The following is a 10,822-nucleotide window of genomic DNA, read 5'->3' on the forward strand; positions in this document are numbered from 1 at the left end:
CGGCCACGACTGCCTAGGGTGGCCGCATGGGGACCCGGGTGATCATGCTCAACGGCGGCTCGAGCAGCGGGAAGTCGACCATCGCCCGGCGGCTGCAGGACGTCCTGCCCGACCCGTGGCTCACGCTCGGGGTGGACACCCTGGTCGACATGCTGCCGCCGTCACTGCTCGAGGGCGGCGTCGGCATCGACCTGGCCGCCGGGAGCGGTGTCGCGGTCGGCGAGGGGTTCCGTGAGGCCGAGCGTGCGTGGATCGTGGGCGTGGCCGCCATGGCCCGCGCCGGGGCCCGGGTCGTCGTGGACGAGGTGTTCCTCGGCGGCAGCGAGTCACGGGCCCGCTGGCGGGGCCCGCTCGAGGGTCTCGAGGTCCTGTGGGTGGGGGTGCGCTGTGACCCCGACGTCGCGGCCGCCCGCGAGGCGGCCCGCGGTGACCGGGTCACCGGCATGGCCCGGTCTCAGGCGGCCCTGGTGCACGCCGGCATGACCTACGACGTCGAGGTCGACACTGCGCGCAGCTCACCCCTGGAGTGCGCGCGGCTGATCGCCGCGCACGCCCGCTGACCGGTATGCCGTGACGCCGGGCCCTCCGCCCCGGTCAGAGCTCCTGGTGCATCACGTGCTGCCCCACCAGGCCGTGGCGGGGGTGGTCGAAGGCCTCCGGCACCGTGCCGATGACGGTGAACCCCAACGCCTTCCAGAGCGTCACCGCCGGGGTGTTGGTCTCGACGACCGCGTTGAACTGCATGCTGCGGTAGCCCACCGCCCGCGCCCAGGCCAGCGCGTGCTCGCCCAGGGCACGTCCGACCCCACGGCCGGTCGCCGTCGGGTCCACCATGAAGCTCGCCGTGGCCACGTGCGAGCCGCGGCCGGGCCGGTTCGGGCCCATCTTGGCCGAGCCGAGCACCCGGTCGCCCTCGACGGCGACGACGGTCCGACCGGGCGGCTGCTCCATCCACCACGGCCGGGCGGTGTCGAGGTCGAGGTCGAGCGGGAAGGCGTAGGACTCCCCCGCCGCCACGATCTGCTGGAAGAACGGCCAGATGCGGGGCCAGTCGTCGTCGGTGGCGTCGCGGATGATCACGGTCGCGACGCTACCGACCGATCCGTCCGTCCCGCACTGCCTTTCGCGCCTCGTCGACCCGGTCCAGCCACTCGTGCACCATCGCCTCGAACACGGCCTGCTGCTCGATCTGCACGTTGTGGCCGGCGCGGTCGAGCACCGCGAAGGTCGCGCGCGGGTAGCGCTCGAACACCTGCCACAGGTCGCGGTAGCCGGTGGAGCTGTCCTGCCGCCCGGTCACGAACAGCGCCGGCCGGTCGAACGGCCGGTCCCCGTCGAGCGGGAACGTCCCGGTCCAGGCCCGGCGGATGCGGTCCAGCGCCGCGGCGTCGGCCACGTCGAGTCCGGTGACGACCTCGTCCTGGGTGCGCTGCCAGGTCACCGCGTCCTGCACCACCGCGATCTCGTCAAACTCCGCGCCGCCACCGCCGACACTCGCCATGAACGCCTCGTCACGGTGCAGCACCCGGTGCCCGGGCACGTCCCGCTCGGCGTGCTCCGCGACCACCATCGGCGCCACCAGCGCCAGCCCCTCGACCCGCTCCGGGTCGGCGGCGGCCAGCCCGCGCGCGAGGTAACCGCCGAAGCTCTCCCCGCACACGGCATACGGGCCGGTCGGCACCAGGGCGGCGACCGCCGCCTGCACCACGCGGAAGACGTCGTCGGTGCCGCGCACCCAGTCCGGGGCCACCGTGCGCCCCATGCCGGGCAGGTCGAGGTAGATGCGGCGCCACTCCTGCCGGCGCTCGAACACCGGCTCGAAGCAGCCGGTCATCAACCGGTGGTCGGGGCTGAACCCGTGCAGCAGCACGGCGGTCGGCACGTCGGGACCCGCGGCCGGCCCGCGGGTCACGTGGTGCACCTGGACGCCGAGGGCGTCGACGAAGTCGCTCACGGGCGTCGAACCTGGACCAGGCGCCGACACCGGCCTGAGCCACGCCGAGTGAGGCAGGGCACACCCATGACAGGGCCGGAGGTCCCGTGCCAACCCGCCCGCCGCGCTGCAAGGCTGTGCGACATGGCTTCCTACCGGTCGACGCGACGGCGGGTCCGGCTCGATGACGACGGCCGGATCCACGTCCCCACCACCCGCTACATCGACAACCTGCTCACCTCGCGCTGGGACGAGATGGTCCTCGACCCGGACGAGGCGCTCGACTTCTTCCGCTCGGGCCTGGTCGCGGTGGAGCAGCTGTGCCCGGACGTCGCCACCCACGGCACCCGCACCGGCGCCCGGCGCCGCGCGTGACGCCCGACTGACGACCCGGCTCAGGGCAGGACGAGCTCCAGGCGTTCGGCGCTGCCGGTGACCTCGGACCCGAGGTCGGCACAGGCCCGACGCAGCCGGCGCTCCACCCAACGGGCGTCGTCTCCGGTGGCGACGTCTGTCCGGGCGAACTCCAGCCGAAGCGGCAGCGCCTCGGCGCGGGCCAGCCGCCCGCCGTCCAGCGTGACCAGCCACAGGACGCCGAGGTCGTTGCGCAGGCGGCGGTCGACGGCGTAGTCGTCGAGGAAGTCCCCGAGGTCGTACAGCACCGGGGCCGCCGCGCCGTGGAAGACGTGCGCCGAGTGCCCGGCGACCACGGTGGCGCCCGCCGCCACGAGGGCGCTCGCCGCGGCCCGCACGTGGGCCGGGGGCTCGCGGGTCATGTTCGGTCCCCAGTGCGGCATCACCAGCACCGCCCCGGTATGCCGTCCGGCCGCCACCGCCCCGGTCACCCACCCGGGCACGCCGGCAGGCAGGTCCGCCCACGCCACGCCCGGGCGGTCCGCGGCCGCGGCGTACTCCTGCGGGTGGTCGGTCAGCCCGACCACGGTCAGCGGCTGGCCTCCGACGGTGACCTGCGCCGGGGCGCGTGCCTCGGCCTCGTCCGGGCCGGCGCCGGCCGCCGCGATGCCCGCCGCGCGCAGCAGGTCGAGCGTGTCGAGCAGCGCCTCGACGCCGTAGTCGAGCGCATGGTTGTTGGCCAGGGTCACGCACCGCACGCCGAGCAGGGTCAGCGCCTCGACGGCCCGCGGCGGGGCCCGGAAGTGGAAGACCCGCCCCGGCCAGGGCCGGCCCCGGGTGGACACGCAGCACTCGAGGTTGAGCACCACCCCGTCCGTGCCGCGGACGACCTCCAGCAGCGCGTCGCCGAACAGGTCACGCACCCGGTGGTCGGCCAGGTGCGCACCGACGCCCCGCCCGAGCATGGTGTCGCCGGCGAGCGCCAGGGTGACCGTCACGCCCCCCACGCTCGGCCGGGCGGCCCACCCCGGAGCAGGGGACTACGTCCCGGCGCGGCGCGCGCGGGCCTCGACCAGGCCCGCGATGCCGTCCATGACGACCTTGAGGCCGAAGGCGAACTCGGTGTCGGCGAAGTCGTCGCCGCCGTCCTCCAGCGAGCCCGAGCTGAGCGCGCCGACGAGGCCGGGGTGGGTATCGGGGGTCACCAGCTGGCCCAGCACCCGGGCGTAGCGGGCGTCGGCCTCCTGCGGGGTGGACCCGGACCGTCGGGCGGCCGCGTCCACCTGCAGCGCGAGCTGGGTCTGGCCGCGCACGAAGGTGTCGGTGAGCAGCATCGCCGAGAGCTTCTCCTGCTCGCGCAGCGGCGTGGCCGACAGCGCCTGGAGGCCGGCCTCCATCCAGGCCAGCGGGTTGGGTGCGAGCGGAGGCTCGCTGACCGGGATCTCCAGCAGCCAGGGATGGGCCTGGAGGCCGGCGCGCATGGCCCGCGCCCACTCCTCCAGGCGGGTGCGCCAGGCGGCCCGCGGTCCGTGGTGCAGCTCGGGCCGGCCGTAGCCGGCGTTGGCCATGACCAGCAGCAGGTCGTCCTTGGAGTCGACGTAGCGGTAGAGCGACATGGTCGAGAAGCCCAGCTCGCCGGCGACCCGGCTCATCGAGACGGCGGCGAGCCCCTCGGCGTCGGCCAGCCGCACCGCCGCGTCGGCGATCGCGTCCAGGCTCAGGCCGGGCTTCGGACCGCGCCGGGACGGCTTCTCCAGCCCCCAGAGCAGCCGCAGGACCCGTGGGACCTCGACCTCGTCGGCTGTGCTCATGGGGCTCCTTCCAGCGGGACGGCGACGCCCGATCCTAGATCTGTTTACGCCTTACGCAAAAGTGCGCTACCTTCTGCTTACGCCATACACAGTGTATGCCGTACGCAGTCAAGGAGGGCGGTCATGACAAGCACGGATCTGCGTCCCGGGGCGGGCGCCCCGCGGCGTGCCGGACGACGGGAGTGGGTCGGGCTGGGCGTGCTGGCCCTGCCCCTGCTCCTGGTCTCGATGGACGTCTCGGTCCTCTACTTCGCCGTGCCGGCGATCAGCCGGGACCTCGGGGCGACGGCGACCCAGCAGCTGTGGATCCTCGACATCTACGGCTTCGTCCTCGCCGGCCTTTTGCTGACGATGGGGGCACTGGGCGAGCGGGTCGGCCGGCGCCGCCTGCTCATGGTGGGTGCCTTTGCCTTCGGGGCGGCCTCGCTGGCCGCCGCCTACGCCCCCGGCCCCGGCTCCCTCATCGCCGCCCGGGCCGTGCTCGCCGTCGGCGGGGCCACGCTCATGCCGTCGACCGCGTCCCTGGTGCGGCACCTGTTCGAGGACCCGAAGCAGCGCACCACCGCGATCGCGATCTGGACCGGCGCCATGACCGGTGGCGTCTCGCTCGGGCCCGTGCTGTCCGGCCTGCTGCTCGAGCACTTCTGGTGGGGGTCGGTGTTCCTCGTCAACCTGCCGGTCATGGCGTTGCTGCTCGTGCTCGCCCCGGTGCTGCTGCCGGAGTACCGCAACCCCGCCGCCGGCCGCTTCGACCTTCTCGGCTCACTGCTCTCGCTCGGCGCGGTGCTGCCGCTGGTCTACGGCATGAAGAACGGCGCGGTCGAGGGCTTCGGCGCGGCGCAGCTGGCCTGGGTCGGTGCCGGCCTGCTCGTCGGCGCGGCGTTCCTGGTGCGCCAGCGCCGGGCCGCGCACCCGATGCTCGATCTGGCGATGTTCCGGGGCCGCGGGTTCAGCGGGTCGCTCGGCGTCAACACCGTGACCATGTTCGCCCTGGTGGGTCACGCCGTGTTCGTCACGCAGTACCTCCAGCTCGTGCTCGACATGTCCCCGCTGACCGCCGCACTGTGGAGCCTGCTGCCCAGCGTCGGCGTCGCCGTCGCCGCCCCGGTCGCCGGCGCCGTGTCGCAGAAGGTCAACCGGGCCGTGGTCATGGGCAGCGGCCTGGCGGTCGCCGCGGCCGGGTTCGCCGTGATGAGCACCGTCCAGCCGGACTCCCCGCTGGCGCTGCCGATGGTGGGGGCCGGGCTGCTCGCCGCCGGCCTGGTCGCCGTCATGACCCTGGTCAGCGACGTCGTCATCGGCAGCGTCTCCGCGCCCAAGGCCGGCGTCGCCGCCGCGGTCAGCGAGACGAGCAGCGAGCTCGGTGGCGCGCTGGGCATCGCGGTCCTGGGCAGCATCGGGGCGGCCGTCTACCGCCGGACCGTCGAGCCGGCACTGGCGGGCCTGCCCACGGGCGCACGGGCGGCCCACGAGAGCCTCGCCGGGGCGCTCGGCACCGCCGCTCAGCTGCCGGGCGCGGCCGGCCGTCAGCTCGCCGACGCCGCACGGCAGGCGTTCGTCGACGGGTTCCACGTCGCTGCCCTCACCGGGACCGCGCTGCTCCTGCTCGCGGCCGTGCTCACGCCGGTCCTGCTGCGCAGCGTGCTCGCGCGGCCTGCGGAGGAGGTCGCGCGGGAGGTGGGCGTGGTCGGGGCGGCCTGAGGCGGCCGGGCGTGATACCCGGCTTTGCGCAAGATGGTGCTGCTGGGAGGCCGCGAAACCGGCCTCCCAGCAGCTCTTTCTTGCGCAAAGGGGCGGCCACCCGCGGCCTCCGGGTCAGAGGACCGAGGTGCCGTACATCTCCCCGAGCGGGTCGGCGATGAGCTCCAGCCGCGCGCCGTCGGGGTCGCGGAAGTAGATCGAGGTGCCGCTCTCCTCCTGGTAGTCCACGCCGGCCTCGCGCAGCTTGCCCTTGAGCCGTTCCCACTTCTCCGGCTCGACCGAGATGGCGATGTGGTGCAGCCCGCCGAGGACCTCGGCGTACGGCCCGACCCCCAGGCCCGGGAAGTCGAAGAACGCCAGCAGGTTGTTGTTGCCGATGTCGAAGAAGAAGTGGTTGGAGCCCTTGTAGTCCCGGTTCTCGAAGATCTCGGTCAGCGGGAACTCCAGCAGCTCCTGGTAGAAGCGGATGGTCGCCTCCACGTCGGAGCAGACGACCGCGAAGTGGTGCAGCCCGCGCGCCGAGGACGCCGGCCGCTCCCGCGGCGAGCGCAGGTAGGTCGTGCGCAGCCGCTCCCGCTCGGCGTCGATGGCGGCCAGGTCGATCTCGCTGGTCATGCGACCTCCTCAGATCCGGAAGAACAGGTTCAGGAAGCGGTCGGCCACCTCGCGGTCGCCGCGGACGGTGCCGCCGTGGCAGCGGCCGAAGGCGGTGAGCACGAAGCTGCCCGCGTCGAACTCGAGCACGGTCAGGTCGGCGAGGTCGCCGGCCGCGTAGGACAGGCCGTCCGGACCGACGCTCACCCGGGTGTCACCGGCGTTGGCGCCGCCGGTGATGCGGATGCCGATCTCGAACGGCGTCGCCTCCGGGTCCGGCGCCGCAGTGGCCGACCAGAGGACGAACATGTACGGCACGAGCAGGTCAGCCACCTCGCCGGACAGCGCGTGCTCGGGGCCGCTGCCCTCGCGGATGTCCCAGGTGTGCACGCCGTAGTCCATGAGCTGGAACGCCGCGTAGAAGTGCGCCGGCAGCCGACCCATGTAGTAGTGCGAGACGTTCAGGCCGGTCCAGTCCTCCGGGGTCAGCGCCTCGAGGAGGCCCATCATCTTGTCGAAGTCGGTGCGCCCGCGTTCGACGAGCTCGACCTGGGGCACGTCCCGGAACGAGCGGCCGCGCTCACCAGCCCGCTCGGCCATCCCGCGCACCCCGTAGGCCGGCTCCACCTCCAGGCCGCCACGCGCGGCGTCGAAGCGCTCGAAGTAGTTCTCGGTGACGTCCACGAGGTGGCCGACGAGGTCGCGCACCTGCCACTCGGCGCAGCCGGTGGGCGCCTCCCAGACCCCCGGCCGCTCCGCCAGCGCGTAGAAGTCCTCGGCCTCGTGGCGCACGACGCGCAGCAGCGTGTCCTTGCCCTCGTAGGTCATGCCGTTCCAGCTGCCCATGTCTGCCTCCTTCACCCAGCAGGGCGTGCGCTGCCGCCGGGCGCGCGCCCGAGGAAGGCGTCGTCCAGCAACCGTCGCAGCGATGCGACGTCCACCGGCCGTGGGTTGCGCTCCCCCACGGCCGTCACGGCCCGCTCGGCCGCCTCGTCCAGTCCCCCGGCCGGCATGCCGATCACGGCCAGGGACGGAGGTGCGGCCAGGGTGCGGGCCAGGTCCCACAGCCCGCGGGCCGCGTCGTCGGCGCGCAGCTCGCGCGCGACGGTCGCCACCGCCTCCGGCGCCGCGGCCGCGTTGTATGCCGTGACGTAGGGCAGCAGCACGGCGTGCGTCGCGCCGTGGTCGAGCCCCCAGGTGCCACCCAGGACGTGGCACAGCGTGTGGTGCAGGCCTCCCCCGGCCACGGCGAACGCCGTGCCGGCGAGCCAGGCACCGAGTAGGGCGTCCTCCCGGTCGGCGACCTCGCCGGGGTTCCACGTCGCGCGCGGCAACGCCCTGGCCAGCAGGTGGATCGCTTCTGCGGCAAGCAGGTCCGTCACCGGGGTCGCGTCCGGGGACCACAGTGCCTCGACGCAGTGGGCCATCGCGTTGAGCCCGGAGGTGGCCGTGGTCGACGCCGGGAGGGCGGCGAGCAGCTCGGGGTCGTAGACCACCACCCGGGGCAGCGCCCGCAGGTCGCGGCCGGTGCGCTTGTGCTCACCCGTGACACCCCACACCGGGGTGGCCTCGGACCCGGCGTAGGTGGTGGGCACGGCCAGCAGCGGCAGCCCCGTGTCCAGCGCGACCGCCTTGCCCAGGCCGGTCGCGGACCCACCGCCGACCGTCACCACCGCGTCGGCGCCCTGGTCGCGGGCCAGCGCCACGGTGTCGTCGGCGAGCGCCTGCGGCACGTGCTGGCGGACCTCGTGCACGCGCGCGGCCAGCCGGTCACCGAGGTGGTGGGCGAGGTCGTCGGCGCGGGTCTTGGCCGAGACCGAGGCGATGAGCAGCACCCGTCGGGCGCCCAGCGCCTCCAGCTCGGCGCCGACCCGGGCGAAGGACCCCACGCCGAAGACGACCCGCTGCGGCAGGGCGGGTGACTCGAAGTGGCGGGTCGCGGTCGTGGCGGTCTCCCCGGGTCGTCCTCGGCAGCGAGCCTACGCTCGCCGGCCCCGCGCCGGATCCACCTCGTGGCTCACTCCTGCGCGACCAGGGCCCACTCCCGCCGGGCCTCGCTGTCCCAGCGGCGGGCGGACACGGCATACCCGTCGGTCTCCTCCGAGCCGTGGAGCACGGCGAGCGCGATGCCGACCTGCTCGGCGCTCATCCGGTGCGCCAGGGTCACGTGCGGGACCCAGTGCCCGGGCCGCATGAGGTCGCGCACCCCGTTGCCGTTGCCGGCGACGGCGAAGACGTGCCGCTGCAGCTGGAGCAGCTCGACCGTGGCGACGAGCGGGCGCACCAGCACGTAGCGGTCCCGCCCGAAGCAGGTGACCGACCCCAGCCGCACCCCCAGCGGCAGCCCCGCGAGCACGTCGGCGAGGCCGAGCTCGCGGTCGGCCGGGATGGCCGCCTGCGCGGTGAGGGTGACGTGCGGACGGTTCGACGGGCCGGTGTGCAGCGCCTGGCTGGGCAGCCCGGCGTCGGCGAGGGCCCGCCACTGCACGAGCACCTGCGCCTCGAGTGCCTCGTCGAGCAGCAGCTCCACCGTCTGCACCACGGGACCATGGTGCCGGACGCCGTGGCGGTGAACGAGTCGTGAACTTCCGGTGCCCCCGATAACCCCTGCCGCGCAACGCCGTTGACCCGGTCATGGAGATCAGCCGACGACAGCTGCTGGCCGGCACCGGGGCCGCCCTGGGCGCCGCCGCCCTCGAGCAGGCCCTGCCCGCGTCCGCAGCCACGCCGACCCTTCCCGCCCCCGCCGACTCCGGCATCGACCACGTGGTCGTGGTGATGATGGAGAACCGGTCCTTCGACCACTACCTCGGCTGGCTGCCGGGGGCCAACGGCAAGCAGGCGGGCCTGACCTACACCGACCGCTACGGCGTGACCCGCCAGACCCACCACCTCACCGACACCCAGGGCTGCGCCCACCCCGACCCGGACCACTCCTACGAGGGCGGCCGGGTGCAGTACAACGACGGCAGGTGCGACGGGTGGCTGCGCTCGGGCGACAACGACGAGTTCGCCATCGGCTACTACACCGACGCCGACCTGGCCTTCTACGGCCGCGCCGCCCGCGACTGGACCGTCTGCGACGGCTACTTCTCGGCGATCCTGGCCGAGACCTACCCCAACCGCTTCTACCAGCACTCGGCGCAGACCGACCGGATCCACAACTCCACGGCCATCTCGACCATGCCGACCATCTGGGACCGGCTCAAGGACGCCGGGGTCACGGGCACCTACTACTACAACGACACCCCGTTCCTGGCGCTGTGGGGCGACAAGTACGTCGACATCTCCCAGCCCTACTCAGCGTTCCTCGCCGACGCGAAGGCCGGCACGCTGCCGGCGGTGAGCTTCGTCGACCCCAAGTTCCTCGACGAGTCGACCGGGTCCTCCGCCGACGACCACCCGCACGCCGACATCCGGGCCGGGCAGTACTTCCTGGACCAGGTCTACGAGGCCGTCACGACCTCGCCGAACTGGGGGCGGACCGCGCTGGTCATCAACTACGACGAGTGGGGCGGCTTCTACGACCACGTGGCGCCGACGACGGCGCCGGACGCCCACCCCGAGTACGGCAGCCTGCGCGGCTTCCGCGTGCCGTGCCTCGTCGTCTCGCCCAGGGCCCGGCGCTCCCACGTGGCGCACGGCGTCTACGACCACACCTCGGTGCTCAAGATGATCGAGTGGCGCTGGGGCCTGGCCCCGCTCACCCCGCGGGATGCCGCGGCCAACAACCTCGCCGAGGTCCTGGACTTCTCCACCACCAACCTCGCCGCACCCCGCTACGACGTGCCTGCCTTCGCCGGGACCCCTTGCCCTCCGGGAGGATTCGCCGACTACGAGGACTGGCACGCCCTCAAGGACCTCGCCACCAAGCACGGATGGAGCCTGCCCGCATGATCCGCCCCCGACGCCGCACGGCCGCCCTGGCCGCCGCCGCGACCGCCCTCACCACGCTCGTCGCCGTGGCGACCACCGCCTCGGCCGCCGCCCCGAAGCCCGCGGCCGGCACGGCATACCTGCCGCCGGTCAAGCACGTGTTCGTCATCAACCTCGAGAACAAGGGGTATGACGAGACGTGGGGTCCGGGGTCCGCGGCGCCGTACCTGTCGCAGACGCTGCGCTCGCAGGGCGTGCTGCTCTCGAGCTACTACGGGACGGCGCACAACAGCCAGCCCAACTACGTGGCGCAGGTCAGCGGCCAGGGCCCGAACAGCCAGATGCAGGCCGACTGCCAGACCTACTCGAACTTCTCCGGGTCCGGGACCGTGGCGCCGGGGCAGGCGGTCGGCTCGGGGTGCGTCTTCCCGACCTCGGTGCCGAACCTGACCGACCAGCTCACCGGCAAGGGGTTGACCTGGCGCGGCTACATGGAGGACATGGGCACGCCGTGCCGGCACCCGCAGGTGGGCGCCGTCGACGACACGCAGAA

Annotated in this window: 13 protein-coding genes; 5 read left to right on the forward strand and 8 right to left on the reverse strand. The window is 73.7% G+C overall.

Annotated features, from left to right (window positions below):
- Positions 1–26 precede the first annotated feature (26 nt).
- Complete coding sequence (gene cpt, locus FB474_RS16945) at positions 27–560, forward strand: chloramphenicol phosphotransferase CPT (RefSeq protein ID WP_185746209.1); 534 nt, start codon at positions 27–29, stop codon at positions 558–560.
- 34 nt (positions 561–594) lie between these two features.
- On the opposite strand, the gene FB474_RS16950 is transcribed toward cpt, so the two are convergent.
- Both FB474_RS16950 and FB474_RS16955 read right to left on the reverse strand, forming a co-directional pair.
- Positions 595–1,080 carry a GNAT family N-acetyltransferase gene (locus FB474_RS16950; RefSeq protein WP_141789707.1) on the reverse strand — a complete coding sequence of 162 codons (486 nt, stop codon included), beginning with the start codon at positions 1,078–1,080 and terminating at the stop codon, positions 595–597.
- 10 nt (positions 1,081–1,090) lie between these two features.
- The gene (locus FB474_RS16955; protein ID WP_221632568.1) at positions 1,091–1,954 is read right to left on the reverse strand and encodes an alpha/beta fold hydrolase; all 864 of its coding nucleotides are present in this window, start codon (positions 1,952–1,954) and stop codon (positions 1,091–1,093) included.
- Positions 1,955–2,077: 123 nt separating this feature from the next.
- On the opposite strand from FB474_RS16955, the gene FB474_RS16960 reads away from it, so the two are divergent.
- Positions 2,078–2,308: a hypothetical protein gene (locus FB474_RS16960; protein WP_141789708.1), complete on the forward strand. Its 231-nt coding sequence runs from the start codon at positions 2,078–2,080 to the stop codon at positions 2,306–2,308.
- 20 nt (positions 2,309–2,328) lie between these two features.
- Here FB474_RS16960 and FB474_RS16965 read toward each other — a convergent pair whose 3' ends face one another.
- Both FB474_RS16965 and FB474_RS16970 read right to left on the reverse strand, forming a co-directional pair.
- Complete coding sequence (locus FB474_RS16965; protein WP_141789709.1) at positions 2,329–3,285, reverse strand: CapA family protein; 957 nt, start codon at positions 3,283–3,285, stop codon at positions 2,329–2,331.
- Positions 3,286–3,327: 42 nt separating this feature from the next.
- The gene (locus tag FB474_RS16970; RefSeq protein WP_141789710.1) at positions 3,328–4,098 is read right to left on the reverse strand and encodes a TetR/AcrR family transcriptional regulator; all 771 of its coding nucleotides are present in this window, start codon (positions 4,096–4,098) and stop codon (positions 3,328–3,330) included.
- Positions 4,099–4,221: 123 nt separating this feature from the next.
- Here FB474_RS16970 and FB474_RS16975 point away from each other — a divergent pair, with 123 nt between their 5' ends.
- Positions 4,222–5,799 (forward strand): MFS transporter, encoded by a 1,578-nt coding sequence (locus FB474_RS16975; RefSeq protein WP_141789711.1) that lies wholly within the window; start codon positions 4,222–4,224, stop codon positions 5,797–5,799.
- Positions 5,800–5,913: 114 nt separating this feature from the next.
- Here the strand turns inward: FB474_RS16975 and FB474_RS16980 are convergent, their stop codons facing one another.
- The 4 genes from FB474_RS16980 to FB474_RS16995 form a co-directional block, all read right to left on the reverse strand.
- The gene (locus tag FB474_RS16980) at positions 5,914–6,414 is read right to left on the reverse strand and encodes a VOC family protein (protein ID WP_141789712.1); all 501 of its coding nucleotides are present in this window, start codon (positions 6,412–6,414) and stop codon (positions 5,914–5,916) included.
- Positions 6,415–6,423: 9 nt separating this feature from the next.
- Positions 6,424–7,239, reverse strand: coding sequence for a maleylpyruvate isomerase family mycothiol-dependent enzyme (locus FB474_RS16985; protein ID WP_221632569.1), 816 nt, complete (start codon positions 7,237–7,239; stop codon positions 6,424–6,426).
- A gap of 11 nt (positions 7,240–7,250) precedes the next feature.
- Positions 7,251–8,306 (reverse strand): maleylacetate reductase, encoded by a 1,056-nt coding sequence (locus FB474_RS16990; protein ID WP_141789713.1) that lies wholly within the window; start codon positions 8,304–8,306, stop codon positions 7,251–7,253.
- Positions 8,307–8,410: 104 nt separating this feature from the next.
- Complete coding sequence (locus FB474_RS16995) at positions 8,411–8,935, reverse strand: 2'-5' RNA ligase family protein (RefSeq protein WP_141789714.1); 525 nt, start codon at positions 8,933–8,935, stop codon at positions 8,411–8,413.
- Positions 8,936–9,027: 92 nt separating this feature from the next.
- Here FB474_RS16995 and FB474_RS17000 point away from each other — a divergent pair, with 92 nt between their 5' ends.
- Together FB474_RS17000 and FB474_RS17005 are read left to right on the forward strand one after the other, a co-directional pair.
- Positions 9,028–10,290, forward strand: coding sequence for an alkaline phosphatase family protein (locus FB474_RS17000; protein WP_141789715.1), 1,263 nt, complete (start codon positions 9,028–9,030; stop codon positions 10,288–10,290).
- On the forward strand, positions 10,287–10,822 hold a 536-nt coding region (locus FB474_RS17005; RefSeq protein WP_281286355.1), incomplete at its 3' end, for an alkaline phosphatase family protein. The genes FB474_RS17000 and FB474_RS17005, both read left to right, overlap by 4 nt.

It is taken from the genome of Oryzihumus leptocrescens (genome assembly GCF_006716205.1).
Taxonomy (GTDB): Bacteria; Actinomycetota; Actinomycetes; order Actinomycetales; family Dermatophilaceae; genus Oryzihumus; species Oryzihumus leptocrescens.

Bases quoted from the DNA above. Each gene is read 5' to 3' on its own strand.
- cpt (WP_185746209.1), top strand. From the start codon at position 27: ATGGGGACCCGGGTGATCATGCTCAACGGCGGCTCGAGCAGCGGGAAG.
- FB474_RS16960 (WP_141789708.1), top strand. From the start codon at position 2,078: ATGGCTTCCTACCGGTCGACGCGACGGCGGGTCCGGCTCGATGACGAC.
- FB474_RS16970 (WP_141789710.1), bottom strand. From the start codon at position 4,098: ATGAGCACAGCCGACGAGGTCGAGGTCCCACGGGTCCTGCGGCTGCTC.
- FB474_RS16975 (WP_141789711.1), top strand. From the start codon at position 4,222: ATGACAAGCACGGATCTGCGTCCCGGGGCGGGCGCCCCGCGGCGTGCC.
- FB474_RS16980 (WP_141789712.1), bottom strand. From the start codon at position 6,414: ATGACCAGCGAGATCGACCTGGCCGCCATCGACGCCGAGCGGGAGCGG.
- FB474_RS16985 (WP_221632569.1), bottom strand. From the start codon at position 7,239: ATGGGCAGCTGGAACGGCATGACCTACGAGGGCAAGGACACGCTGCTG.
- FB474_RS17000 (WP_141789715.1), top strand. From the start codon at position 9,028: ATGGAGATCAGCCGACGACAGCTGCTGGCCGGCACCGGGGCCGCCCTG.